We start from the raw sequence: 23,432 nt of genomic DNA on the forward strand, positions 1-23,432 counted from the left end.
TGTTTCTGGAGTCGTTCGTGCTTTCCTTGCCTGATCACATCGCGGCCGTGCCGACCGGTCGCAGCATTGCCATCACCCAGGGCGACTGCGCAGGCATAGGCCCGGAAACCATCGTCAAGGCGTTTCGCGATGCGCCCGATGCCTTGCGCGGCTGTTTCATCGTCGGAGAAGTTGCGACGCTGCGCCGCGCGGCCGCGGTTGTGTTGCGGCATGGCGACACTTCCATGCCGGTCGCTGTTATCGGAAACCCGGACGAAGCCTGGTCCGTGCCGCCGCGTTGCCTGCCGGTGCTGGCGCTGGCCGGCCTGGCCGGACCCGCTCCCTGGGGGCAGATTTCGCGCGAAGCGGGCGAGGCGGCGGCGCGCTGCGTCGAATGGGCGGCGCAGGCGGCGCTCGACGGCCGGGTCGCCGCGCTGGTGACCGCGCCGCTGCACAAGGAAGCGCTGGCGCTCGCGGGCGTGGATTTTCCCGGTCATACCGAATTGCTGCAGGCCGCGGCCGCGGCGCACGCGGGCGTGGCGCTGGCCGACATGCCGGTGCGCATGATGCTGGCCAACGACGAACTGCGCACGGTGCTGGTGAGCATCCATGTCGCGCTGCGCGCGGCGCTGGACGCCGTGACCCGGCCGCAGATCCTGGAGACGCTGCGCATCACCCACGCAGCGCTGGCGCGCACGCTGGGCCGCGCGCCGCGCATTGCGGTGGCCGGGCTCAACCCGCATGCGGGCGAGGGCGGGCGTTTCGGCCGCGAGGAAATCGACACCATCGTGCCGGCGATCGAGGCCGCGCAGGCGCTGGGCATGGACGTGCACGGGCCGTTCGCGCCCGACACCGTATTCATGCGCGCGCGCAACGCGCCGGGTCATCCCGGCGAGTTCGACGTGGTGCTGGCGATGTACCACGACCAGGGCCTGATTCCGGTCAAGTACCTGGGCGTGGAGAAGGGCGTCAATGTGACGCTGGGCCTGCCGCTGGTGCGCACCAGTCCCGACCATGGCACGGCGTTCGATATCGCCGGCCAGGGGATTGCCGATGCGTCCAGCCTGATCGAGGCCGTGCGCATGGCACGACAGCTCGCGGGCTGAAGCCGCTCAGGGCGTCTGGCGGTTCAGGCTGTCGCGGATCTCGCGCAGCAAAACGATGTCTTCGGGCGTGGCGGGCGCCGCGACCGGTGCTGGCGGAGCGCTGCGCTTGAGGCGGTTGATCTGCTTGATCATCAGGAAAATGATGAACGCCAGAATGATGAAATTGACGGCCACGGTGATGAAATTGCCGTAGGCCAGCACCGGAACGCCCGCCTTGCGCAGGCCGTCCAGCGTCTGCACCGTTCCTTCGGGCACCGTGCCCAGCACCAGGAACAGGTTGGAGAAATCGAGCTTGCCGAACACCAGGCCGACGACCGGCATGATCAGATCGGACACCACCGAGTCGACGATCTTGCCGAACGCGCCGCCGATGATCACACCGACCGCCAAGTCAATCACGTTTCCCTTGACCGCGAATTCGCGGAATTCTTGCATCATGCCCATACGCTCAGCTCCTTTTGTTCAAACGAAGATCTGAGTATTGCTTGACTTGCGTCAGTGTCAACTGGCAAACAGCGCATGGAATAACCCCACTCACTCCGCTACAATTTGTAGCTGACCCCCAAATAATAGCGATCTACATCGAGGATCCCCATGAGTGATACTCCAATCGACTCCAGCAAGCGCACGTGGATCATCACGTCGGCCTGTGCTGGTGCGGTGGGCGGCGTGGCAACAGCCGTACCCTTTGTGAGCACCTTCCAGCCGTCTGAAAAGGCCAAGGCTGCAGGCGCGGCAGTAGAGGTGGATATTTCCGCCCTCAAGCCCGGCGAGAAGGTCACGGTGGAATGGCGCGGCAAGCCCGTCTGGATCATCAAGCGCTCGCCCGAGCAGTTGGCCGAGTTGCCGTCGCTCGACGGTCAGCTCGCCGATCCCAAGTCGCAGCGCAAGCCTTCGGAACTGACGCCCGAATACGCGCGCAACGAACACCGCTCCATCAAGCCCGAAATCATGGTGGCCGTAGGCATCTGCACCCACCTGGGCTGCTCGCCGGTGGACAAGCTGCACGCGGGTCCGCAACCCTCGCTGCCCGACGATTGGAAAGGCGGCTTTCTGTGCCCCTGCCATGGTTCGACCTTCGACCTGGCCGGCCGTGTGTTCAAGAACAAGCCCGCGCCCGACAATCTGGAAGTGCCGCCCCACAAGTACCTGTCGGAGACCAAGCTCCTGATCGGTGAAGACAAGGCCTGAGGGAAAACGACATGGCTCACGAATTCAAGGACATCTCTCCGAACGCCACCGCGGGCGCGAAGGTCACGAACTGGTTTGAGAACCGGTTTCCCACGGCTTTCGACGCGTATCGCGTTCACATGTCGGAGTACTACGCTCCGAAGAACTTCAACTTCTGGTACATCTTCGGCTCGCTGGCGCTGCTGGTGCTGGTGATCCAGATCGTGACCGGGATCTTCCTGGTGATGCACTACAAGCCCGACGCCGCCAAGGCGTTCGAGTCGGTCGAGTACATCATGCGCGACGTGCCCTGGGGCTGGCTGATCCGCTACATCCACTCGACCGGGGCCTCGGCGTTCTTCATCGTCGTCTACCTGCACATGTTCCGCGGCCTGCTCTACGGTTCGTACCGCAAGCCGCGCGAGCTGGTCTGGATCTTCGGCTGCGCCATTTTCCTGGCGCTGATGGCCGAAGCCTTCATGGGCTACCTGCTGCCCTGGGGCCAGATGTCGTACTGGGGCGCACAGGTGATCGTCAACCTGTTTGCCGCGATTCCATTCATCGGTCCTGATCTCGCGCTGCTGATCCGCGGCGACTATGTGGTCGGTGATGCGACGCTCAACCGCTTCTTCGCCTTCCACGTGATCGCCGTGCCGCTGGTGCTGCTGGGCCTGGTCGTGGCCCACCTGCTGGCGCTGCACGATGTCGGCTCGAACAACCCCGACGGCGTCGAGATCAAGGGCCCCAACGCTCCCAAGGATGAAAAGGGTCGTCCGCTTGACGGCGTGCCTTTCCATCCGTACTACACGGTGCATGACATCCTGGGCGTGTGTGTGTTCCTGTTCCTGTTCTCGGCCGTGGTGTTCTTCGCGCCCGAGTTCGGCGGCTACTTCCTCGAGTACAACAACTTCATCCCGGCCGATCCGCTGAAGACGCCGTCGCACATCGCTCCGGTCTGGTACTTCACGCCGTTCTATTCGATGCTGCGCGCGATCACCACCGAGATGATGTACGTGCTGATCGCCTGCGTGGCGCTGGGTGCGGGCTTTGGCGTGTTCAAGTCGCGACTGCCGTCGGTGGTCAAGGGCGGGGTGGCCATAGTGGCGCTCGTGGCCATCGCGCTGATGCTGTCGATCGACGCCAAGTTCTGGGGCGTGGTCGTGATGGGCGGCGCCGTGATCATCCTGTTCGCGCTGCCATGGCTGGACCACAGCCCGGTCAAGTCGATCCGCTACCGTCCCGACTGGCACAAGTATGTCTACGCGGTGTTCGTCGTCAACTTCGTGGTGCTGGGCTACCTGGGCGTGAAGCCGCCGTCGCCGGTGTTCGAGCGCATCTCCCAGGTCGGAACGCTGTTCTATTTCGGCTTCTTCCTGCTGATGCCCTGGTGGAGCCGCCTGGGTACGCCCAAGCCCGTGCCTGACCGCGTGACGTTCAAGCCGCATTGAGCCGGAGAAAAATAATGAAGAAACTGATACTCACGCTGATCGCTGCCTTCGGGTTTGTCGCGGGCGCCCAGGCTGCCGAAGGCGGCATCGCCTGGGACAAGGCGCCGGTCGACACGACCAACCAGGCTTCGCTGCAAAACGGTGCCAAGCTGTTCGTCAACTACTGCCTGAGCTGCCACTCCGCGGCATTCATGCGCTACAACCGCCTGCAGGACATCGGTCTGACCGAGCAGGAGATCAAGGACAACCTGCTGTTCACGACCGACAAGGTCGGCGAGACCATGAAGGCTGCGATCGATCCCAAGCAGGCCAAGGACTGGTTCGGCGGCAATCCGCCCGATCTGACGGTGATCGCGCGCTCGCGCGCCGGCGCCGGCGGCTCGGGCGCCGACTATCTCTACACTTTCCTGCGCACGTTCTACAAGGACGAGACCAAGCCCACGGGCTGGAACAACCTGGCCTTCCCCAGCATAGGCATGCCGCATGCGCTGTGGCAGCTCCAGGGCGAGCGCCGCGCGGTGTTCGAAGAGCATGACGTCCATGGACAGAAAACCCAGGTTTTCAAAGGCTGGGAACAGCTCAGTCCAGGGTCAATGACGCCTGTGCAGTACGATCGGGCCGTTGGCGACTTGGTGAATTACCTCCAATGGATGGGTGAGCCTGCACAAAACAGCCGTGTACGCATAGGCGTGGGCGTGCTGATCTTCCTTGGAATTTTCATCGTGATTGCCTGGCGCTTGAACGCTGCATTCTGGAAAGACGTCAAGTAACGGACGGTCCACACGCCTGAAGGCGCGCTTGCCGCGTGCCTTCGGACGGATCGGTACAGAGTGGGCGCTTCAGGCGTTCCACTCTTTTTGATTTTTAGGAGCCTTCACCATGATGGTGCTTTACTCGGGAACAACCTGCCCCTTCTCTCACCGCTGCCGCTTCGTGCTGTTTGAAAAGGGCATGGACTTCGAGATCCGTGATGTGGACCTGTACAGCAAGCCCGAAGACATCAATGTGATGAACCCCTACGGCCAGGTGCCCATCCTGGTCGAGCGCGACCTGATTCTGTACGAGTCGAACATCATCAATGAGTACATTGACGAGCGCTTCCCCCATCCCCAGCTGATGCCCGGCGACCCGGTGGACCGCGCCCGCGTGCGTCTGTTCCTGCTGAACTTCGAGAAGGAACTGTTCGTGCACGTGAACATCCTCGAGGCGCGCAACGTCAAGGGCAACGAGAAGGCCATCGAAAAGGCGCGCGCGCATATCCGCGACCGCCTCACGCAGCTGGCTCCGGTGTTCCTCAAGAACAAGTACATGCTGGGCGAGAACTTCTCCATGCTCGACGTGGCCATCGCTCCGCTGCTGTGGCGCCTGGACTACTACGGCATCGAGCTCAGCAAGAATGCTGCGCCCCTGCTCAAGTACGCCGAGCGCATCTTCTCGCGCCCGGCCTACATCGAAGCGCTCACACCTTCCGAAAAGGTGATGCGCAAGTAAGCGCCTGCCTGCTGCCAGAGACCCCGCCATGAATGCATTGGAATCCAGTTCTACCCGGCCCTACATGATCCGCGCGCTCCACGAGTGGTGCACGGACAATGGGCTGACGCCTTATCTCGCGGTGCGCGTGGACCATACGGTCCAGGTGCCGCAGGAGTTCGTCAAGGACGGGGAAATCGTGCTCAACACCAGCTATGACGCCACCGGCGGGCTGCAGCTGGGCAACGACTTCATCGCGTTCAAGGCGCGCTTTGGCGGCCAGCCGCGCGATATCTCGGTGCCCGTGGAGCGCGTGATCGCGATCTATGCGCGTGAAACCGGCGAAGGCATGGCGTTTCCGCTGGCCCCGGAAGCATCAGAGCGCAAGCCCGCGGGCGCGACGCCCCCGGCACTGAGCTCCGTTCCCTCCGAGGCCGGCGCCGATGCGCCCATCATGCAACTGGTGCAGGACGACGACGATGCACCGGTGCCGCCGCGCACGCCGCCTTCGGGTCCGCGTCCGGCGCTCAAGCGCGTCAAATAAATACGCGCTTTTGGATTTTTGCCCATTTTCTATGCGCTAGAATTCGGGCTTCGCCGGTTTAGCTCAGTTGGTAGAGCACCCGCCTTGTAAGCGGTAGGTCGTCAGTTCGATTCCGACAACCGGCACCATCTTTTCGACGAATACGCCCGTTCCGGCCCAGGCATTCACTGCCCGGCGCTCAGGACTTCACTCTCAGGCGTATTTCAGTCACATCCCACCCCTTTACGCGCAGATGCGCAGCAAACGCCGGCAGCAGCTGGCGCAGCTTGGCCGCGGCCGCATTGCTGTTGACCAGCAGGCACCAGCAGCTGCCTTCGATAGGCCCGGCCTGCACCACCTTGCGCAAGGTGATGGGTATCAGCGGCTGTATCGCCTGCAGGCGTGCCGAGGAGTCCTGCGTCATCGCCACCAGCTTGGACAGCGTGGGAGAGGACTGGGCGGCCTGCTGCAGGGAAATAGGGTAGTTGCGTCGGGTCATTGGCCTGGGAAAATCGGTGCCGCAGCGCGCCTGCGCGCCGGCTGCAAGGGGAATGATGGGCAAAAGCCCGCTGGCTCTGGAGCGCTTGCGACTGCGCTTTGCGCAGGGATGTGGGCTGCAGGCATGTGCCGTACGAGATCAGGCAGTTAGAATCATTGAATCAGTCTTCCGCATTATGGGTTCTTGCTGTAGAAATTCCATGGCGCGGCCCCATCTGAAATACATTCTTCTTAGGGACTCTGGTTTCCTTGAATGCCCTGGTGCAGGCAAGGTGAATCTGTTTGCATGGCCACCAACTTCCTCACCAAATTATTCGGCAGCCGCAATGACCGGCTTCTCAAGCAATACCGCAAGACGGTGGCTCGCATCAATGCGATGGAGCCCGAACTTGAAAAGCTCAGCGACGATGCCTTGCGCGCCAAGACCCAGGAGTTCAAGGAGCGGGTGAGTCAAGGCCAAAGCCTGGACGATCTGCTGCCCGAAGCCTTCGCGGTCGTGCGTGAAGGCTCCAAGCGCGTCATGAAGATGCGCCACTTCGACGTTCAGTTGCTCGGCGGCATGGCCTTGCACTACGGCAAGGTCGCTGAAATGCGCACCGGCGAAGGCAAGACCCTCACGGCAACGCTGCCCGTATACCTGAACGCGCTGGCAGGCTTGGGCGTGCACGTCGTGACCGTCAACGACTACCTCGCCAACCGCGATGCGCAGTGGATGGCGCGCCTGTACAACTTCCTCGGCCTGACGGTGGGTATCAACCTGCCCAACATGCCGCGCGAGGAAAAGCAGGCGGCCTACCAGGCCGACATCACCTACGGCACGAACAACGAGTACGGCTTCGACTACCTGCGCGACAACATGGTCTACGAGTCGGGCGACCGCGTGCAGCGCCAGCTGAACTATGCGATAGTCGACGAAGTGGACTCGATCCTGATCGACGAAGCGCGCACGCCGCTGATCATCAGCGGCCAGGCCGATGACAACACCGCCATGTACCTGGCGATGAACACCATCGTGCCCATGCTGCAGCGCCAGATCGGCGAAGCCGATCCGCGCACCGGCGAAGGCGTGACCACGCCCGGCGACTTCACGCTCGACGAGAAGACCCAGCAGGTGTTCCTGACCGAGCAGGGCCATGAAACCGCGGAGCGCGTGCTGGCCAACGCCAAGCTGATTGCCGAGGGCGCTTCGCTCTACGATCCGGCAAACATCACGCTGATGCACCACCTGTACGCCGCGCTGCGTGCCAATCACCTGTATCACCGCGATCAGCACTATGTGGTGCAGAACGGCGAGATCGTGATCGTCGATGAGTTCACCGGTCGCCTGATGTCGGGCCGCCGCTGGAGCGACGGCCTGCACCAGGCCGTGGAAGCCAAGGAAGGCGTGACCATCCAGGCCGAGAACCAGACGCTGGCCTCGATCACCTTCCAGAACTACTTCCGCCTCTACGGCAAGCTCGGCGGCATGACCGGCACGGCCGACACCGAAGCCTACGAATTCCAGGAAATCTACGGTCTCGAGACCGTGGTCATTCCGCCCAATCGCCAGAGCCGGCGCGAAGACCAGCTCGACCGCGTCTACAAGACCACGGCCGAGAAGTACGCGGCTGCGATCAAGGACATTCGCGAATGCTATGAGCGCGGCCAGCCGGTGCTGGTCGGCACGACGTCGATTGAGAACTCGGAAATCATCGACGAGCTGCTCAACGAAGCCAAGCTGCCCCACCAGGTGCTCAACGCCAAGCAGCATGCGCGTGAGGCCGACATCGTCGCCCAGGCCGGCCGCACGGGCATGATCACCATCGCCACCAACATGGCGGGCCGCGGCACCGACATCGTGCTTGGTGGCAACCTCGAAAAGCTGCTGAGCGTGGTCGAAGCCGACACCTCGCTGGACGAAGCAACGCGCGCGCGCCGCCTGGAAGAAGTGCGCGCGCAGTGGCAGATCGAGCATGAGAAAGTCGCGGCCCTGGGCGGCCTGCGCATCATCGCCACCGAACGCCACGAGTCGCGCCGCATCGACAACCAGCTGCGCGGCCGCTCGGGCCGCCAGGGTGACCCCGGCTCCTCGCGCTTCTACCTGAGCCTGGACGACACGCTGCTGCGCATCTTTGCCGGCGACCGCGTCAAGGCGATCATGGAACGCCTGAAGATGCCCGATGGCGAAGCCATCGAGGCCGGCATCGTCACGCGCTCCATTGAATCGGCGCAGCGCAAGGTCGAGGCGCGCAACTTCGACGTGCGCAAGCAGCTGCTCGAATACGACGACGTCGCCAACGACCAGCGCAAGGTGATCTACCAGCAGCGCAACGAGATCCTCGATGCGGTCGACCTGAACGAGCTCATTGGCGTGATGCGCGAAGAGACCGTGACCGACATCGTGCGCCAGCATGTGCCCGCCGACTCGATGGAAGAGCAATGGGATCTGCCGGCGCTGGAAAAGCACCTCAACGACGAATGGCGACTGGACCTGCCGCTGGTGCAGGAAGTCGGCGCGGCCGAAGCCATCACCGACGAGGAAATCCTCGAAAAGGTGTTGCAGGCCGCTCAAGCCGCGTTCGACGCCAAGCTGGCGCTGATCGGCCACGAGAACTTCACCCAGTTCCAGCGCGCCGTGCTGCTGCAGAGCTTCGACTCCAACTGGCGCGACCACCTGGCCGCGCTCGACTACCTGCGCCAGGGCATCCATTTGCGCGGCTACGCGCAAAAGCAGCCCAAGCAGGAGTACAAGCGCGAGGCCTTCGAGCTGTTCCGTCAGCTGATCGATCAGGTCAAGAACGAAGTCACGCGCGTGCTGATGACGGTGCAGGTGCAGTCCAACGAACAGCTGGACCAGGCCACCGAAGTGCTGGGCCAGCGCGCCGAGCACATCGCCAACGTGACCTACACTTCGCCCACCGAAGACGGCAGCCAGACCACGGTGCGCGCCGATGAAGCCGAAGCCGCTGCTCCTATGATGCGCGTGGGCCGCAACGATCCCTGCCCTTGCGGCAGCGGCCTGAAGTTCAAGCAATGCCACGGCAAACTCGCTTGAGCCTGCGCTACCGGCGCTGAAACAGCACGCACGGGCTACGGCCCGTGTTTGCATTGGCGCCGGGCATTTTTCCGGATAATCCCTTCGACATCCTTTTACGAAAGACATTCGCATGCCTGTGAATCTCTCCGCCCCTGTTGCCGCCGAGCTGCTTGCGATCGACGGTGTCCGTATTGGCGTCGCCGAAGCCGGCGTGCGCAAGGCCAACCGCAAGGACCTGACGGTGTTTCTGCTCGATGAAGGCGCGGCCGTGGCCGGCGTGTTTACGCAGAACCGTTTCTGCGCCGCGCCGGTGCAGGTCAGCCGCGAGCATCTGGCCCAGGGCGGCGCGGTGCGCGCCATGGTGATCAACACCGGCAACGCCAATGCCGGCACGGGCGCGCAAGGCCTGGCCGCCGCACGCGCCACCAGCGCCGCGCTGGCCGAGCTGCTGGGCGTGGCCGCACACCAGGTGCTGCCGTTCTCCACGGGCGTGATCATGGAGCCGCTGCCGGTCGAGCGCATCGTCGCCGGCCTGCCGGCCGCGCTGGCCGACGCCCAGCCCGCGCACTGGGCGCGTGCCGCCGAAGGCATCATGACCACCGACACCCTGCCCAAGGCCTTCAGCCGCCAGGTGCAGATCGGTGAGGCGACGGTCTCGATCACCGGCATCAGCAAGGGCGCAGGCATGATCCGCCCCAACATGGCGACCATGCTGGGCTTTCTGGCCACCGATGCGAACATCGCGCCCGAGCTGCTGCAGCCGCTGGTGTCGGGCCTGGCCGAAGCCTCGTTCAACCGCGTGACCATTGACGGCGACACCTCGACCAACGACTCGTTCGTGCTCGTGGCCACCAACCGTGCCAAGCATGCCCAGATCACATCGCTGTCCAGCGCCGAAGGCCAGGCCCTGCAGGCCGCGCTGCTGGAAGTCTCGCAAAAGCTGGCCCAGGCCATCGTGCGCGACGGCGAAGGCGCGACCAAGTTCATTACCGTGCGTGTCGAAGGCGGCAAGACCGGCGCCGAGTGCCGCCAGGTGGCCTATGCGATCGCGCATTCGCCGCTGGTCAAGACCGCGTTCTACGCCAGCGACCCAAACCTGGGCCGCATCCTGGCAGCCGTGGGCTATGCGGGCATTGCCGACCTCGACCAGACCGGCATCGACCTGTACCTCGACGACGTGCATGTGGCCGTGAAGGGCGGGCGCAATCCCGACTACCGCGAGGAAGACGGCCAGCGCGTGATGAAGCAGCAGGAAATCACCGTGCGCGTGCTGCTGGGCCGCGGCGATGCGGTCGACACCGTCTGGACCTGCGACTTCAGCCACGACTACGTGACCATCAACGCTGACTATCGTTCCTAAGCGCCTGCCGATGGATTGAACCGTTCGTGGTGAGCTTGTCGAACCACACCCTTCGACAAGCTCAGGGTGAACGGATATTTTTGACTGGCGTCGGGCTCTGAGGGGCTTGCGACCAGAACCGACCGAGACACGAGAGCTCTGCCATGACCCTGCCTGCCGATACCAACCCTCTCGAGCGCCTGGTGGCGCGTGCCGAACAGCTGATGCAGCGCATCGAAGCCGTGCTGCCCCAGCCGCTGCAGTCGCCCCAGGACTGGAGCGAGGCGATTGCCTGGCGCTACCGCAAGCGCGCCAATGGCTGCGGTCTGCTCGAGCCGGTGCGCCATATCGGTGCGATGGAACTGTCCGATCTGCAGAACATCGACGGGCAAAAGGAAAAGATCGCGCGCAACACCGAGCAGTTCGTGCAGGGCCGCACGGCCAACAACGTGCTGCTCACGGGCGCGCGCGGCACGGGCAAGTCCTCGCTGATTCGCGCCTGCCTGCATGCCTATGCGGCCCAGGGCCTGCGCCTGATCGAAGTCGATAAGCAGGACCTCACTGACCTGCCCGACATCGTCGACGTGGTTGCTGGCCGCCCCGAGAAGTTCATCATCTACTGCGATGACCTGAGCTTCGAGGAAGGCGAGCCCGGCTACAAGGCGCTCAAGTCGATTCTCGACGGTTCGGTCTCGGCCGCAAGCCCCAACGTGCTGGTCTACGCGACCAGCAACCGCCGCCATCTGCTGCCTGAATACATGACCGACAACCTGTCGGTGCAGCGCGGCGACGACGGTGAAATCCATCCCGGCGAAGTGATCGAGGAGAAGATCTCGCTGTCGGAGCGCTTTGGCCTGTGGGTCAGCTTCTACCCGTTCAGCCAGGACGAATACCTGCGCGTGGTCGCGCAGTGGCTGTCGGCGCTGGGCGTGGATGCCGCGGCGATTGCCGCGGCGCGCGCCGAAGCCCTGGTGTGGGCATTGGAGCGCGGTTCGCGCAGCGGCCGCGTGGCCCACCAGTTCGCGCGCGACTATGCGGGCCGCGACACCCATGCGGTGGCCGGCAGTGGCATCGCCGATGTCAGCGGCCTGTCCGAGGAATCCGAGCTGTGAACGCGCCGCGCAAGCACACGGAAGTCGCCGTGGGCGTGCTGATGCGCGCCGACGATGCGCTGCTGCTGACTTCGCGTCCCGCAGGCAAGCCCTGCGCGGGCTTCTGGGAGTTTCCCGGCGGCAAGCTCGAGGCCGGCGAGACGGTCGAGCAGGCGCTGCGCCGCGAGCTGATCGAGGAGCTGGGCATCACCATTGGCGCGGCCGAAGTCTGGAAAGTCACCGAGCATGACTATCCGCATGCGCTGGTGCGCCTGCACTGGTGCAAGGTGCGTGAATGGCAGGGCAACTTTGAGATGCGCGAAGGCCAGGACATGGCCTGGCAGCAGCTGCCGCTCGATGTGAAGCCCGTGCTGCCCGGCGCGCTGCCGGTGCTCGAATGGCTGGCGCAGGAGCGCGGTCTGGCGTTTGACGCCGAGTACTACACGCGCGAACTGCCCGCCACGGCCTGAGGCCGCCGGCGCTTAATCCTGTTCCCTGGGGTCGCCGTGCGGCGCGCCTTCGGGCGGAATGGGGGAGGGCACGCGAAACTCTTCATTGGCCCAGGCGCCCAGGTCGATCTGGCGGCAGCGCTCGCTGCAGAACGGGCGCCAGCGGTTTTGCGGTGCAAACACGCTGGGGCCGCCGCAGGTGGGGCAGCGCACGATGGGAGCTGCCGGCTTGGAATCGTTCGTCATGGGCGTTTCAGGCACACAGGGTGATTTCGAAATTCGCGTCTTCGGCGCAGGGCTGGAGCTTGCCGTTGGCATCGGCGCGCATCAGGCGCACCGAAACCAGCAGCCGGTTGCCGCTGATCTCGGGCACCAGATCCAGCGCGGGATCGATGCGCAGGCGCAATAGCTGGAAGCTGCGTCCCGTGGGCAGGTTCTGCTGGAACTGGCCGTTCTCCGCGGCCACGCGCTGCGGCACGCCGGTATCGCGCAGCATCTGCATCAGCACGAACAGCGCATCGGCCAGCGGCGTGAGCGCCGCGGTCCAGCCTTCGAGCGCGCGCTGGCGCGCCTCGCTGTCCTGGTGCTGCCAGGCGTGATAGGCGGGCAGATCGAAGCCGCAGGTGCCGCCGGGAATGCTGATGCGGCTGCGAATGGCCATCAGCCAGTCGTTTTCCGTGAGGATCTGGCCGGTCTTGCCGTTCTGCGCATTGAGCGCGGCAAAGCACTCGTCCATGCGGCCTATGATCTGGTCTAGCAGTTCCGTCGCGATCGAGGGGTTGCCGCGGTAGCTGTCGAGCAGCGCTTTCTGCTTCTCGAGGTCCTTGAGCACATCGGACTTGAGGTCGACGCGGGCGGCGACATCCATGATCTCGAAGATCGTGACCAGTGCGAAATGGTGATCGGTCGGATAGGGGCGTGCAATCAGTTCGCCGAGACGGCGGAACAGGGACTCGAGCCGGAGATAGGTTCTCAGGCGTTCGTTAAAAGGGTATTCGTAGAGGATCACGCTTGCAGGGCTCCTAGGGCCTGTTCACCTTGTTTTCATCGGCGCAAACAGGACAAAACCGCGCCAATCCAGCGCGTAAAGACGCCCAGGCCGGCCGCCCGGGCCCTGCGGCATCAGCCAAGCCATGTCCCATCATAGCCCGAACAACGCAGCGATCCGAACCGCTTGCGCGCGCAAACGCTCCAGATCCTGTGTGTCATTGTAAATAATCATATCGGCAACCGCTCTGCGCGCCTTGCGCGTGGCCTGGGCGGCAAGGATGCGTTCTATGGCGGCACGCGTCAACTGGTTGCGTTCGATCACGCGGCGGATCTGCGTCTCCTCGCTGCAATCGACCACCAGCACCTGGTCGAGCGCGCCGCTCCAGCGGCCCGATTCGACGAGCAGCGGAATGTCCAGCACGATCAGCGCCGCACCCGCCTGTTCGGCCTGCACGATGCGCTGTGCCGTTGCCTGGCCCACGAGAGGGTGGACGATGGCTTCGAGGCGCTGGCGTGCCGAGGCATCGGCAAAGGCCAGTGCGCGCATGCGTTCGCGGTGCAGGCCGCCGTCTTCGGCGATCAGTTCCGCGCCGAAGGCCGCGGCAATGGGTGCCATCGCCAGGCCGCCCGCGGCCGTGACGCCGCGCGCTATCTGGTCGGCGTCGATATGGATGGCGCCGCGCGCGGCCAGCAGCGCCGCAAAAGTGCTCTTGCCGCTGCCTATGCCGCCGGTCACGCCCAGGCGTGGCGTGCGCCAGCGGCTGGTCGGCAGCATGCTTGCGGGAATGCGGTCCATCACAAGCCCAGCAGTCCCAGAAAGCGCTCGAGCATGCGCTGCGGACCGAACAGCAGCGCGGCGAAGCCCGCACCCGCGAGAAACGGGCCGAACGGGATATAGCCGCCGGCGCGCAGCTGGCTGCGAAACTTCATGACGATGCCGATGATGGCACCTATGACCGATGCCGCGAGAATGATGGGCACCAGCGCCTGCCAGCCGAACCAGGCGCCGAGCGCGGCAAACAGCTTGAAGTCGCCATAGCCCATGCCGTCCTTGCCGGTCGCGAGCTTGAAAGCCCAGAAAACCAGCCACAGCGACAGGTAGCCCGCGGCCGCGCCCCAGACGGCATCGGCCAGCGGCACGTCCGTCCAGCGCAGCGCTGCGGCGATCAGTCCGGCCCAGAGCAAGGGCAGGGTGATGTCGTCGGGCAGCAAGGTCGTATCCCAGTCGATCAGCGCCAGCGTGAGCAGCGCGGCGCTGAAGCCGCACCAGGCAAGACCCGCAGGGCTGATGCCCCATTTGCCCAGGCAGAAGGCAAACAGCGCGGCTGTCGCCAGCTCTACCAGCGGATAGCGCGCGCTGATGCCCGTCTTGCAGCCCGCGCAGCGACCGCGCAGCGCGAGATAGCTCAGCACCGGAACGTTCTCATACCAGCGGATCGCATGGCCGCAGTGCGGGCAGCGCGAACGCGGCGCACTGAGGCTGATGCGTTCGCCGGCCGCCGCTGCCGGCGCTGGCAGGCCCGCGGCCAGAGCCTGTTCCTCGGCGTGCTGCCGGCATTCGTCGGCCCATTGCTGCTCCATGATCCTGGGCAGCCGGTGGATCACCACATTCAGGAAACTGCCGATGAGCAGCCCCAGCACGCCGCCCAGGGCGGCTCCTTCCCAAGCTATCGACATCAGACCACCTGTCCCAGCTGGAAAATGGGCAGGTACATGGCGACCACGATGCCGCCGATGATGACGCCGAGAAACACGATTATGATGGGCTCCATCAGGCTCGACAGCCCGGCGACCATCTCATCGACTTCCTCCTCGTAGAAGTCGGCGGCCTTGCCCAGCATGTGGTCGATGGAGCCCGACTCCTCGCCGATCGCGCACATCTGCAGCACCATGGACGGGAATACGTTGGCCGAAGTCATCGCCGAAGTCAGGCTGGTGCCGGTCGACACTTGCTGCTGTATCTTCTCGGTCGCGAGCGCATAGACCGCGTTGCCCGAGGCGCCGCCCACCGAGTCGAGCGCTTCCACCAGCGGCACGCCGGCGGCAAACATCGTCGACAGCGTGCGCGTCCAGCGCGCGATGCAGGATTTCTCGACCAGGATGCCGAAGATCGGCAGGCGCAGCATGAGCCTGTCCATCGTCATCTGTATGCGCGGGCTGCGCCGCCAGGCCTGGAGGAAGAAATAGGTGCCGCCGCCTATCAGGCCGAAGATCAGCCACCACCACTGCACGAAGACTTCGCTGATCGCCATGACCAGCAAGGTGGGCGCGGGCAGGTCGGCGCCAAACGAGCTGAACACGTCCTTGAAGGCCGGCACCACAAAAATCATGATCACCGCGATCACGGCGAAGGTCACGATGATCACCGCGCTCGGATACATCAGCGCCGATTTGATCTTTCCCTTGATGGCCTCGGTCTTTTCCATGTAGACCGCGAGCCGGTCGAGCAGCGTTTCGAGAATACCCGCGGACTCGCCGGCTTCCACCAGATTGCAGTAGAGGCTGTTGAAGTACAGAGGATGCTTGCGGAAGGCCGCGCTCAGCGAGGTGCCCATCTCGACGTCCGTGCGTACGTCGTTGAGCAGCCGGGTGACGCTGGTGTTGGTGTTGCCGCGCCCGACGATGTCGAACGACTGCAGCAGCGGCACGCCGGCCTTCATCATCGTCGCCAGCTGGCGCGTGAACAGCGCGATGTCCTTGGGCTTGATCTTCTTGCCCGAGCGCGTGCGGCGCTTCTTGATCTTCGTGGGAAAGATGCCCTGGCGCCGCAACGTGGCCTGCACCTGGTTTTCGCCGCCCGCGCGGGTTTCGCCGCGCACGATCTTTCCGTGCCGGTCCTTGCCTTCCCATTCGAAGACAAAATCCTGGATGCCTGCAGTCGCCATGCGATTCCCTCTCGTGTGCTGGGCTGTTTTATTCGTTGGTCACGGCCAGCACTTCTTCGAGCGATGTCAGCCCCTGGCGCGCCTTGTGCAGGCCGGACGCGCGCAACGAGCGCACGCCTTCGAGCTTGGACTGGGCGGCGATTTCAAGGGCACTGCCATCGCGCAGGATGATGCGCTGCATTTCTTCGGTGATGGGCATCACCTGGTAGATGCCGACCCGGCCCTTATAGCCGTTGTTGCAGGCCTTGCAGCCCACCGCCTTGTAGGTGACCCAGCTGCCGTCTATCTCGTCCTCTTCATAGCCGGCATCGAGCAGCGCCTGGTGCGGAATGTCGGCGGGCTGCTTGCATTGCGGGCACAGGCGGCGTGCCAGACGCTGGGCCGTGATCAATATCACGCTGGACGCAATGTTGAACGGCGCTATGCCCATGTTACGCATGCGCGTGAGCGTGGCCGGGGCGTCGTTGGTGTGCAGTGTGGACAGCACCAGGTGACCGGTCTGCGCGGCCTTGATAGATATGTCGGCGGTTTCGATATCGCGGATTTCGCCGACCATGATGATGTCGGGATCCTGGCGCAGAAAGGCCTTGAGCGCGGTCGCGAAGCTCAGGCCGGCCTTCTCGTTGACGTTGACCTGGTTGACGCCGGGCAGGTTGATTTCGGACGGGTCTTCTGCCGTGGCGATGTTGACGCCGGGCTTGTTCAGCAGGTTCAGGCAGGTGTAGAGCGACACCGTCTTGCCCGAACCCGTGGGGCCGGTGACCAGAATCATGCCGTAGGGACGGCCGATGGCGTGCATCAGGCGTTCGCGCTCCTCGGGCTCGTAACCGAGCGCATCGATGCCCATCTTGGCGCTTTCGGGGTCCAGGATACGGATCACGATCTTCTCGCCGAACAGCGTGGGCAGGGTGCTGACCCGGAAATCGATGGTCCGGCCCGGGCCGACCTTGAGCTTCATGCGGCCGTCCTGCGGCACGCGTTTCTCGGAGATATCCAGGCGTGAAATGACCTTGATGCGCGACGCGAGCTTGTCCTTGATCGCAATCGGCGGCGAGGCAATTTCGCGCAGCTCGCCGTCGATGCGAAAACGCACGCGGTAGTTGTGCTCGTAGGGCTCGAAATGCAGGTCGGACGCGCGCATGTGGAAAGCGTCGAGCAGCATCTTGTGCAGGAACTTGACGATGGGCGCGTCTTCCACGTCCGAGGCCGCGGCGTTGGCGCTGTCGCTGGCTTCCTCGGTATCTTCAGCCTTGATGTCGTCGAAATTGAAGTCACCCGTGGCGGTGTAGGTCTGCAGCGATTCAGCCACCGTCTTGTGCGTGGCTTCGCACAGCTGCACGAGCTTGTCGTATTCGGCAATGATCCAGTCTATCCCCATCTGGGACGTGAACTTGATGCGTTCGGCGGCTTCCTGGTCCGTGGGGTCGGCCGCGGCAATGGTCAGGCGGTTGTTGCGCTTGCTCAGCACGACCACGCGGTAGGTCAGGCACAGCTTCGCCGGCAGCAGCCCCTGCGGCAGCGTCGCGGGATCGACGGCGTCGAGATCGAGCAGGGGCGCGCCGAATACGGTCGACAGCGTATGCGCCAGATCGGAGGAGGTGACGGTTCCCGAGCCTATGAGTTCGGCAATGAAGCTGGTGCGCGCCGTCTGCGATTTCCGGTGCAGCTCTTCGGCGATTTCTGCGGTAATGGTGCCCGCAGAAATCAGTGCGCGACCCAGTCCGGGGAGCGCCTTGCCGGATGAGGACGAAGAGACGGATTCAGCAGCAGGCATGAAGCAGGTGATTGGAGGCGAAGTGAAGTCTCCCTATCATCCCTCATTCACGGCGGGCTGCATAGCTGCGTGGAGCATTTTGCAAGGACTTGTACCAAGGCGCCTGGCTGGCGCACACGCCGGCGCGCGCGCCACCGCGTCCCGGTCAGCGCCTGGCAAACAGCTTGTCCACGGCTTCGGTCGCTGCCTGCCGGCCCGCGCGCAGCGCTGCCTCCCCCAGGGCCGTGCCTTCTACCGTGACGAAGTGCAGGTCGTGCAGGCCAATGGTCGCCAAGGTATGGCGCAGATAGGGCCGCATAAAGTCGGGCTGGCGTGCGGATTCGCCCGTGATCAGGCCGCCGCTGGAGATCGCCACGTAGACCGGGCGGTCGCGCAGGCTGCCTATCTTGCCTTGCGGCGTCACGCTGAAGGTCGCGCGTATGCGCACGATATGGTCTACCCAGGCCTTGATCGACGATGGCAGCGTGAAGTTGTGCATAGGCGTGGCGATGACCACGGCGTCGGCCGCGGCCAGTTGCGCGATCAGCGCGTCGGATCGGTGCAGCGCGCTGCCCGCGGCCGCTGGAGTTTGCGGGTCTTCGCGCGCCGCCAATGCGAGGGCATAGCCGCTGTCGACCGCGGGCAGTTCGCTGGTGTCCACATCGGTCAGCGCCACGCTGCGCGTCGCCACCAAGGCATCGACGATCTGCTGCGACAGGCGCCGGCTTTCGGAGGCCGCGCCGCGCGGGCTGCCCAGGACGCGCAGCAGGCGCAGGGGCTGGTCGGGTGAGGTGGTATGCACGTATTTCCTTGTTTGAAGTGAAGGTCGGCGGGGCTTAGCCGCCACCCAGCATTTTTTGAAAGCGCAGCGCGCCGGTGTAGAGCCCGGCGCGAAAGTAGAAGCGCTGGGCGCGTGCATTGGCCAGACCTGTGTCGAGCACCAGCTGCGCGCAGCCTGCGGCGCGCGCCACACGCTCGAGTCCCTGCAGCAGCCGCGCGCCCCACTGGCCGCCGCGCCGGGACGCGTCCGTGACCAGATCGTCGACATAGAGGAAGCGGCCGTAGATGAGGTTTTCCTGCAGCCGATAGCCTGCGAGCGCGGCCAGGCTGCCGTCGGGCGCGAAAGCGCCGATGAGCTGGTAGCCCTGCAGGCGCTGGCGCTGCACGCGCGCGGCGAACTCGGCCGCGCCGTCCAGCTGGGGGCGCAACTGCTGCATCAGCGGCGCCGCAAGGCGCAGGTCGCTCGCGGAGTCGAGCGGGCGCAGCGCGCTGTCTGCCAGATCCAGGATGCTGGGCGCAGGCCAAGGGGAGTGGGCGTGTGAGGCGTTCATGGACTTGACTTTACAAGTCGCATGCCACAATGCCTTGAGCCAAGACTGTACTTATGGACTAGACCATGACGCCTGCCATTTCGCCGCCTGCCTTCGCGCCGCTGGCCGGGGAAAGCGGCACGCCGCTGTACCGTCAACTGTATGACCGCGTGCGCGCCTCGATCGCGGCCGGCGACCTCGCGCCGGGCGACCGCGTGCCTTCGGCGCGCGCGTTGGCCAAGGAGCTGGGCGTGGCGCGCGGCACGATAGAGCTGGCCTACGAGCTGTTGACTTCCGAAGGCTATCTGCTCGCGCGCGGCCAGGCGGGCACGGTCATCCATCCCGCGTTGCAACCGGCCGCGGCGGCGTCCCCGCCAGCCGTCACGCCACAGGAAGCCCCGCCCACTTCGATGCGGGATTCGCTGTGGCGGCCCGCGCAGCTGCTGCCTTTCCAGCTGGGCGTGCCGGCGATGGATGCGTTTCCGCGCAAGATCTGGGCGCGGCTGGGCGCGCGCTACCTGCGCGGCATGCAGGCCGCGGACCTTGACTACCCGCCGCCGCATGGTCTGCCCGCGTTGCGCAGCGCGATCGCTTCATATCTGCAGGTGGCGCGCGGCATCGATTGCGGCGCCCACCAGGTGTTCGTCACCACGGGTTACCGCGCGAGCCTGCAGCTGGCCGCGCTGGCGGTAATGCAGGCCGGCGACCGTGCCTGGGTCGAGGATCCGGGTTACCCGCCCACAAGGCAACTGCTGCGCGAATCGGGCCTGCTGCCGGTGCCGGTGCCGGTCGACGCACAGGGCCTGATGGTGGAGCGCGGCATCGCGCTGGCACCCGACGCGAAAGTGGTGACGGTCACGCCCGCGCATCAAAGTCCATTGTCGATGTCGCTTTCCTTGCCGCGCCGGCATGCGCTGCTGGAATGGGCTGCGGCGCAAGGCGCGTGGGTGGTCGAGGACGATTACGACGGCGAGTACCGCTACGCCAGCCGGCCGCTGCCGGCGCTCGCGAGCCTGGACCGCCATGGCCGCGTGCTGTACGCAGGGACTTTCAGCAAGGTGCTGTTTCCCGGAATCCGGCTCGCCTATCTGGTCGTGCCGCAGGCGCAGGTCGCGGCGTTCGAGCGCGTGGGGCGCATTTTCTTTGCCGCGGCGACGCCGGCCATCACCCAGGCCATCGTCGCTGACTTCATTGCCGAAGGGCATTTTTCGCGCCACATCCAGCGCATGCGCAAGCTCTATGCCGAGCGGCGCGCGGCCACCATCGCCGCGCTCGAGCGCGGTCTTGGCGGGCTGCTGCGCACCGAGCCCCAGCCCGGTGGCATGCATCTGGTGCTGCGCCTGCCCGGCGAGCGCAGCGACCAGCCGCTGGCCGAGAAGCTGCTGGCCCATGGCATGGCCGTGCAGCCGATGTCGCGCTGGTGGGCTTCGGAGTGCACGGATTCGGCGCTGCTGCTGAGCTTCACCAACTGCACGACCGCCGCCCAGGCCGAACGCCTGGGCCTGCTGATACGGCAGTCGCTCTAGATCAGGACAGACCGGCCTTGTCGAGGCCGTAGACCTTGTCGGCCGAACCGGGCACGGCGCGAAACGCCACGCTCAGCCGGTTCCAGCCATTGATGGCGACGATCAGGAAGGACAGGTCGGCCAGCTCCTCGTCCGACAGCTCGGCGCGCACGCTGTCGAAGATCGCGTCCGATACGCCATGCGCGCCCAGCTGGGTCAGGGCTTCGGTCCATTCGAGGATGGCGCGCTCCTTGGCGCTGAACAGCGTCGACTCGCGCCAGACCGTCACATGGTGCAGGCGCAGTTCGCGCTCGCCGTGGATCCTGGCTTCCTTGACATGCATGTCCACGCAGAATGCGCAGCCGTTGAGCTGCGAGGCGCGCAGCGTCACCAGATGTCCGTACTGCGCGAGAAACGGCTTCTTGTGCAGCAGGTTGTTGAACTCCATGTACTTCTGGGCAGCGTCGGGAGAAAGCTTGTAATAGTCGAGGCGTTGGCTCATGGTCGGTTCCAGTCGAGAGTGAGAGTTGCAGATTCCACGCACCGGCACAGGCCAGTGAAGGGCCTCAAGGCGCTGTCCCGGTGACGCGTTTGAGGCAATTGTGGTGCTGCAATGGACTGGTCTGTGAGGGCCATGAATGGTGTTTTTGTCTAGGCCATGTCGACTGCGCCGCTTCAGCGCACGTAGGTCAGCGGCAGGGCCGTGGTGTATTTGAGCTCCTCCATCGCAAAGCTCGAAGAGACGTCGAGCAACTGGGTGCCCGCAATCAGCCGCTTGTAGACCTTGTCGTAGGCCGCGATATCGGGCACGACCACGCGCAGCAGGTAATCGACATCGCCGCTCATGCGGTACAGCTCGACCACTTCGGAAATGGCCGCGACCGTGGCGTGGAACTGGTCGAACCATTCCTGGCTGTGGGTGCTGGTGCGCACGGCGACAAACACCGTGACGCTGACGTTGGCGTGGTTGCGGTCCAGCAGCGCGACGTTGCGCGTGATCACGCCGCCCTCCTTGAGACGCTGGATGCGCCGCCAGCACGAAGTCTGCGACAGGCCCAGTTCGGCGGCCAGATCCGCGACCGGGGCATCGGCGTCTTGCTGGAGTTTTTCCAGCAGCTTGCAGTCTATGGAATCTATTTTCATTTTCTATCTTTTATTTGGAATTTTGTCGCGCAATGATGTGAAATCAAGCGGTATTTTGCAAGACCTGTACGGGGCCTCTGGTGGAAAATTTCTCCCATGGAAATCTATCTCGACGCGAACGCCACCACGGCCGTCTTTCCCCCGGCCCGCGAGGCCGCGCTGGCCGTCATGGCCCAGGGCTTCGGCAATCCCAGCAGCATTCACGGCAGCGGCCTCAAGGCGCGCGCCGTGGTCGATGGCGTGCGCGCCAGCGCGCGGCGCGTGCTCGATGCGCCGACCGGACAGCTGTTCTTCACCAGTGGCGCGACCGAAGGCATACAGACCAGCGTGCTGTCGGCGCTGTGCGAACTGCGGCGCCGACGCGATGCCGGCGAGCCCGCAGCCCAGGCGCTGCTCTATGGCGCGACCGAACACAAGGCCGTGCCCCAGGCCCTGCACCACTGGAATGCGCTGCTGGGGCTGAATCTGCCGGTGCTGGCCATCCCTGTGGACCGCATGGGGCGCCATGACCTGGCCTGGCTGCGCGCGCACGCGCCGACCGCCGGCCTGGTCTGCACCATGGCCGCGAACAACGAAACGGGCGTGATCAGCGACCTCGACGGCATTGCCGACATCCTGCGCACGAGTCCCGCGCTGTGGCTGGTCGACGGCGTGCAGGCACTGGGCAAGCTGGCGCTCAAACTGATCGAGCGCGGCATCGATTACGCGCCGTTTTCCGGCCACAAGTTCTATGCGCCCAAGGGCATAGGTCTGCTTTATGTGCGCGCCGGCGCGCCTTTCACGCCGTTGCTGACGGGCGGCGGGCAGGAAGGCGGGCTGCGCGGGGGCACGGAGAACATCGCGGGCATAGCCGCGCTGGGCGCGGTGCTGCAGGCCTGGGAAGCCGGCGATGTGTTTCAGCCGCCCGCGGCGCTGGCCGCGCATCGCGCCCAACTGGTTGCGGCCTTGCGCGCGGCGTTTGCCGGGCTGGAATTCAACGCTCCTGACGCTTTGAGCCTGCCGACCACCTTGAACTTCGCGGTGCGCGGCGTGAGCTCCAAGGTGCTGCTGGATCTGTTCGATGCCGCCGATCTGCGCGTCAGCGGCGGCTCGGCCTGCAGCGCCGCCAAGGCCGAGCCCAGCTATGTGCTGCAGGCCATGGGCCTGGAGGAGTGGCAGACCCAGGCCGCGGTGCGCCTGTCGTTTGGCGCGCTGGACAGCGACAAATTCATTGCCGCGGCCTGCGCGCGCCTGCAGCGCTGCGGTGAGGTCCTGCGCGCGCGCGGCCTGAGCGACGCGGCGCCGCGGGAGGCTTTGGCGGCGTTTGCCGGCCTGGCGCTGGCCGACGACCTGGCGGACAGCATGGACGTGGTGCTGGACCAGTCGGCCGCGCTGGCCTTGCTGCAGGCCCAGGCGGGCGGCCTGTGGGTCGATGTGCGCGAAGCCTACGAGAGCGAGGTCCAGGCGCGGCGCGGTCTGCTCGCGAATGCGCAGGCCGTGCCGCTGTCGGCCTGGCTCTCGGCCGTGCCGCAGTGGCTGGCGCTGGCGCCCCAGGTGCCGGTGGTGTTTTATTGCCGCAGCGGCAACCGCAGCGCCCAGGCCGCGCGCGCGCTGCGCCGCCTTGGACATGCATCGGCCTGGAGCCTGGCCGGCGGTCTGGCGATGTGGAGCGAGCCGTCGCTTGAAAGTGCAGACGACTGCCTGGCTGGCGCGCGCTGATTTGCGCCAGCCCAACGCAAAAAGCCCAAGTGAGTGCATCACTTGGGCTTTTTGCATGG

General features: G+C 65.0%; 24 protein-coding genes and 1 tRNA gene. 13 read left to right on the forward strand and 12 right to left on the reverse strand.

All coding sequences use genetic code 11. The features are described 5' to 3' along the window. Positions 1 to 17 precede the first annotated feature (17 nt). Entirely contained in the window at positions 18 to 1,085 is a 1,068-nt protein-coding gene (pdxA, locus tag ACSVDO_RS03555) for a 4-hydroxythreonine-4-phosphate dehydrogenase PdxA (RefSeq protein ID WP_489594921.1), read from the forward strand. Positions 1,086 to 1,091: 6 nt separating this feature from the next. Here the strand turns inward: pdxA and mscL are convergent, their stop codons facing one another. Then, positions 1,092 to 1,529 carry a large conductance mechanosensitive channel protein MscL gene (mscL, locus tag ACSVDO_RS03560; RefSeq protein WP_332540329.1) on the reverse strand — a complete coding sequence of 146 codons (438 nt, stop codon included), beginning with the start codon at positions 1,527 to 1,529 and terminating at the stop codon, positions 1,092 to 1,094. A gap of 150 nt (positions 1,530 to 1,679) precedes the next feature. On the opposite strand from mscL, the gene petA reads away from it, so the two are divergent. From petA to ACSVDO_RS03590, 6 genes are all read left to right on the forward strand, one after another. Beyond that, complete coding sequence (petA, locus tag ACSVDO_RS03565) at positions 1,680 to 2,276, forward strand: ubiquinol-cytochrome c reductase iron-sulfur subunit (protein WP_332548144.1); 597 nt, start codon at positions 1,680 to 1,682, stop codon at positions 2,274 to 2,276. 11 nt (positions 2,277 to 2,287) lie between these two features. Next, on the forward strand, positions 2,288 to 3,703 hold the full coding sequence (locus ACSVDO_RS03570) for a cytochrome b (protein WP_332548145.1): 1,416 nt from the start codon (positions 2,288 to 2,290) through the stop codon (positions 3,701 to 3,703). Between the two features lie 14 nt (positions 3,704 to 3,717). Beyond that, entirely contained in the window at positions 3,718 to 4,473 is a 756-nt protein-coding gene (locus ACSVDO_RS03575) for a cytochrome c1 (RefSeq protein ID WP_332548146.1), read from the forward strand. A gap of 109 nt (positions 4,474 to 4,582) precedes the next feature. After that, positions 4,583 to 5,194, forward strand: coding sequence for a glutathione S-transferase N-terminal domain-containing protein (locus ACSVDO_RS03580; protein ID WP_175505044.1), 612 nt, complete (start codon positions 4,583 to 4,585; stop codon positions 5,192 to 5,194). A 28-nt stretch (positions 5,195 to 5,222) separates the two neighbouring features. Further along, the gene (locus ACSVDO_RS03585; RefSeq protein ID WP_332548147.1) at positions 5,223 to 5,717 is read left to right on the forward strand and encodes a ClpXP protease specificity-enhancing factor; all 495 of its coding nucleotides are present in this window, start codon (positions 5,223 to 5,225) and stop codon (positions 5,715 to 5,717) included. Between the two features lie 52 nt (positions 5,718 to 5,769). Beyond that, a tRNA-Thr gene (locus tag ACSVDO_RS03590) sits at positions 5,770 to 5,845 on the forward strand. Between the two features lie 50 nt (positions 5,846 to 5,895). On the opposite strand, the gene ACSVDO_RS03595 is transcribed toward ACSVDO_RS03590, so the two are convergent. Continuing rightward, positions 5,896 to 6,195 carry a hypothetical protein gene (locus tag ACSVDO_RS03595; protein WP_489594923.1) on the reverse strand — a complete coding sequence of 100 codons (300 nt, stop codon included), beginning with the start codon at positions 6,193 to 6,195 and terminating at the stop codon, positions 5,896 to 5,898. Between the two features lie 285 nt (positions 6,196 to 6,480). On the opposite strand from ACSVDO_RS03595, the gene secA reads away from it, so the two are divergent. The 4 genes from secA to ACSVDO_RS03615 all read left to right on the forward strand — a co-directional run bounded on the left by secA (position 6,481) and on the right by ACSVDO_RS03615 (position 12,110). Continuing rightward, positions 6,481 to 9,228 carry a preprotein translocase subunit SecA gene (gene secA / locus ACSVDO_RS03600; RefSeq protein WP_332539336.1) on the forward strand — a complete coding sequence of 916 codons (2,748 nt, stop codon included), beginning with the start codon at positions 6,481 to 6,483 and terminating at the stop codon, positions 9,226 to 9,228. A gap of 112 nt (positions 9,229 to 9,340) precedes the next feature. Next, positions 9,341 to 10,570 carry a bifunctional glutamate N-acetyltransferase/amino-acid acetyltransferase ArgJ gene (argJ, locus tag ACSVDO_RS03605; RefSeq protein WP_332539337.1) on the forward strand — a complete coding sequence of 410 codons (1,230 nt, stop codon included), beginning with the start codon at positions 9,341 to 9,343 and terminating at the stop codon, positions 10,568 to 10,570. Between the two features lie 143 nt (positions 10,571 to 10,713). Continuing rightward, positions 10,714 to 11,661 carry an ATP-binding protein gene (locus ACSVDO_RS03610; RefSeq protein WP_489594926.1) on the forward strand — a complete coding sequence of 316 codons (948 nt, stop codon included), beginning with the start codon at positions 10,714 to 10,716 and terminating at the stop codon, positions 11,659 to 11,661. Positions 11,662 to 11,702: 41 nt separating this feature from the next. Then, entirely contained in the window at positions 11,703 to 12,110 is a 408-nt protein-coding gene (locus tag ACSVDO_RS03615; RefSeq protein ID WP_332539354.1) for a (deoxy)nucleoside triphosphate pyrophosphohydrolase, read from the forward strand. 12 nt (positions 12,111 to 12,122) lie between these two features. Here ACSVDO_RS03615 and ACSVDO_RS03620 read toward each other — a convergent pair whose 3' ends face one another. The 8 genes from ACSVDO_RS03620 to ACSVDO_RS03655 form a co-directional block, all read right to left on the reverse strand. Next, complete coding sequence (locus ACSVDO_RS03620) at positions 12,123 to 12,335, reverse strand: DNA gyrase inhibitor YacG (protein ID WP_332539339.1); 213 nt, start codon at positions 12,333 to 12,335, stop codon at positions 12,123 to 12,125. A 7-nt stretch (positions 12,336 to 12,342) separates the two neighbouring features. Beyond that, positions 12,343 to 13,098, reverse strand: a complete 756-nt coding sequence (gene zapD, locus ACSVDO_RS03625; protein WP_332539340.1) for a cell division protein ZapD — start codon at positions 13,096 to 13,098, stop codon at positions 12,343 to 12,345. Positions 13,099 to 13,230: 132 nt separating this feature from the next. After that, positions 13,231 to 13,875, reverse strand: coding sequence for a dephospho-CoA kinase (gene coaE / locus ACSVDO_RS03630; RefSeq protein WP_489594928.1), 645 nt, complete (start codon positions 13,873 to 13,875; stop codon positions 13,231 to 13,233). Further along, on the reverse strand, positions 13,875 to 14,756 hold the full coding sequence (locus ACSVDO_RS03635; RefSeq protein ID WP_332539342.1) for a prepilin peptidase: 882 nt from the start codon (positions 14,754 to 14,756) through the stop codon (positions 13,875 to 13,877). The genes coaE and ACSVDO_RS03635 overlap by 1 nt, the downstream gene beginning before the upstream one ends. Continuing rightward, positions 14,756 to 15,964: a type II secretion system F family protein gene (locus ACSVDO_RS03640; RefSeq protein WP_489594930.1), complete on the reverse strand. Its 1,209-nt coding sequence runs from the start codon at positions 15,962 to 15,964 to the stop codon at positions 14,756 to 14,758. The genes ACSVDO_RS03635 and ACSVDO_RS03640 overlap by 1 nt, the downstream gene beginning before the upstream one ends. Positions 15,965 to 15,992: 28 nt before the next feature. After that, positions 15,993 to 17,738: a type IV-A pilus assembly ATPase PilB gene (pilB, locus tag ACSVDO_RS03645; protein ID WP_489594932.1), complete on the reverse strand. Its 1,746-nt coding sequence runs from the start codon at positions 17,736 to 17,738 to the stop codon at positions 15,993 to 15,995. A gap of 145 nt (positions 17,739 to 17,883) precedes the next feature. Beyond that, the gene (locus ACSVDO_RS03650; protein WP_489594933.1) at positions 17,884 to 18,519 is read right to left on the reverse strand and encodes an FMN-dependent NADH-azoreductase; all 636 of its coding nucleotides are present in this window, start codon (positions 18,517 to 18,519) and stop codon (positions 17,884 to 17,886) included. A gap of 34 nt (positions 18,520 to 18,553) precedes the next feature. Next, positions 18,554 to 19,048, reverse strand: coding sequence for a GNAT family N-acetyltransferase (locus ACSVDO_RS03655; RefSeq protein ID WP_332683941.1), 495 nt, complete (start codon positions 19,046 to 19,048; stop codon positions 18,554 to 18,556). Positions 19,049 to 19,113: 65 nt separating this feature from the next. On the opposite strand from ACSVDO_RS03655, the gene pdxR reads away from it, so the two are divergent. Next, positions 19,114 to 20,553 (forward strand): MocR-like pyridoxine biosynthesis transcription factor PdxR, encoded by a 1,440-nt coding sequence (pdxR, locus tag ACSVDO_RS03660; protein ID WP_489594936.1) that lies wholly within the window; start codon positions 19,114 to 19,116, stop codon positions 20,551 to 20,553. 1 nt (position 20,554) lies between these two features. Here pdxR and ACSVDO_RS03665 read toward each other — a convergent pair whose 3' ends face one another. Both ACSVDO_RS03665 and ACSVDO_RS03670 read right to left on the reverse strand, forming a co-directional pair. Beyond that, on the reverse strand, positions 20,555 to 21,034 hold the full coding sequence (locus tag ACSVDO_RS03665; RefSeq protein ID WP_489594938.1) for a carboxymuconolactone decarboxylase family protein: 480 nt from the start codon (positions 21,032 to 21,034) through the stop codon (positions 20,555 to 20,557). A 173-nt stretch (positions 21,035 to 21,207) separates the two neighbouring features. After that, positions 21,208 to 21,669, reverse strand: coding sequence for an Lrp/AsnC family transcriptional regulator (locus tag ACSVDO_RS03670; RefSeq protein ID WP_332539355.1), 462 nt, complete (start codon positions 21,667 to 21,669; stop codon positions 21,208 to 21,210). 102 nt (positions 21,670 to 21,771) lie between these two features. Between ACSVDO_RS03670 and ACSVDO_RS03675 the strand changes: the two genes are divergently transcribed. Then, positions 21,772 to 23,373, forward strand: coding sequence for an aminotransferase class V-fold PLP-dependent enzyme (locus ACSVDO_RS03675; protein WP_489594940.1), 1,602 nt, complete (start codon positions 21,772 to 21,774; stop codon positions 23,371 to 23,373). The last annotated feature ends 59 nt before the right edge of the window (positions 23,374 to 23,432 follow it).

The organism is Comamonas sp. DB36, assembly GCF_057914905.1.

Bases quoted from the DNA above. Each gene is read 5' to 3' on its own strand.
- pilB (WP_489594932.1), bottom strand. From the start codon at position 17,738: ATGCCTGCTGCTGAATCCGTCTCTTCGTCCTCATCCGGCAAGGCGCTC.
- ACSVDO_RS03655 (WP_332683941.1), bottom strand. From the start codon at position 19,048: ATGAACGCCTCACACGCCCACTCCCCTTGGCCTGCGCCCAGCATCCTG.
- mscL (WP_332540329.1), bottom strand. From the start codon at position 1,529: ATGGGCATGATGCAAGAATTCCGCGAATTCGCGGTCAAGGGAAACGTG.
- ACSVDO_RS03640 (WP_489594930.1), bottom strand. From the start codon at position 15,964: ATGGCGACTGCAGGCATCCAGGATTTTGTCTTCGAATGGGAAGGCAAG.
- ACSVDO_RS03570 (WP_332548145.1), top strand. From the start codon at position 2,288: ATGGCTCACGAATTCAAGGACATCTCTCCGAACGCCACCGCGGGCGCG.
- ACSVDO_RS03615 (WP_332539354.1), top strand. From the start codon at position 11,703: ATGCGCGCCGACGATGCGCTGCTGCTGACTTCGCGTCCCGCAGGCAAG.
- ACSVDO_RS03635 (WP_332539342.1), bottom strand. From the start codon at position 14,756: ATGTCGATAGCTTGGGAAGGAGCCGCCCTGGGCGGCGTGCTGGGGCTG.
- ACSVDO_RS03610 (WP_489594926.1), top strand. From the start codon at position 10,714: ATGACCCTGCCTGCCGATACCAACCCTCTCGAGCGCCTGGTGGCGCGT.
- secA (WP_332539336.1), top strand. From the start codon at position 6,481: ATGGCCACCAACTTCCTCACCAAATTATTCGGCAGCCGCAATGACCGG.
- ACSVDO_RS03585 (WP_332548147.1), top strand. From the start codon at position 5,223: ATGAATGCATTGGAATCCAGTTCTACCCGGCCCTACATGATCCGCGCG.
- coaE (WP_489594928.1), bottom strand. From the start codon at position 13,875: ATGGACCGCATTCCCGCAAGCATGCTGCCGACCAGCCGCTGGCGCACG.
- ACSVDO_RS03675 (WP_489594940.1), top strand. From the start codon at position 21,772: ATGGAAATCTATCTCGACGCGAACGCCACCACGGCCGTCTTTCCCCCG.
- ACSVDO_RS03665 (WP_489594938.1), bottom strand. From the start codon at position 21,034: ATGAGCCAACGCCTCGACTATTACAAGCTTTCTCCCGACGCTGCCCAG.
- pdxR (WP_489594936.1), top strand. From the start codon at position 19,114: ATGACGCCTGCCATTTCGCCGCCTGCCTTCGCGCCGCTGGCCGGGGAA.
- ACSVDO_RS03620 (WP_332539339.1), bottom strand. From the start codon at position 12,335: ATGACGAACGATTCCAAGCCGGCAGCTCCCATCGTGCGCTGCCCCACC.
- petA (WP_332548144.1), top strand. From the start codon at position 1,680: ATGAGTGATACTCCAATCGACTCCAGCAAGCGCACGTGGATCATCACG.
- argJ (WP_332539337.1), top strand. From the start codon at position 9,341: ATGCCTGTGAATCTCTCCGCCCCTGTTGCCGCCGAGCTGCTTGCGATC.
- ACSVDO_RS03595 (WP_489594923.1), bottom strand. From the start codon at position 6,195: ATGACCCGACGCAACTACCCTATTTCCCTGCAGCAGGCCGCCCAGTCC.
- ACSVDO_RS03575 (WP_332548146.1), top strand. From the start codon at position 3,718: ATGAAGAAACTGATACTCACGCTGATCGCTGCCTTCGGGTTTGTCGCG.
- ACSVDO_RS03580 (WP_175505044.1), top strand. From the start codon at position 4,583: ATGATGGTGCTTTACTCGGGAACAACCTGCCCCTTCTCTCACCGCTGC.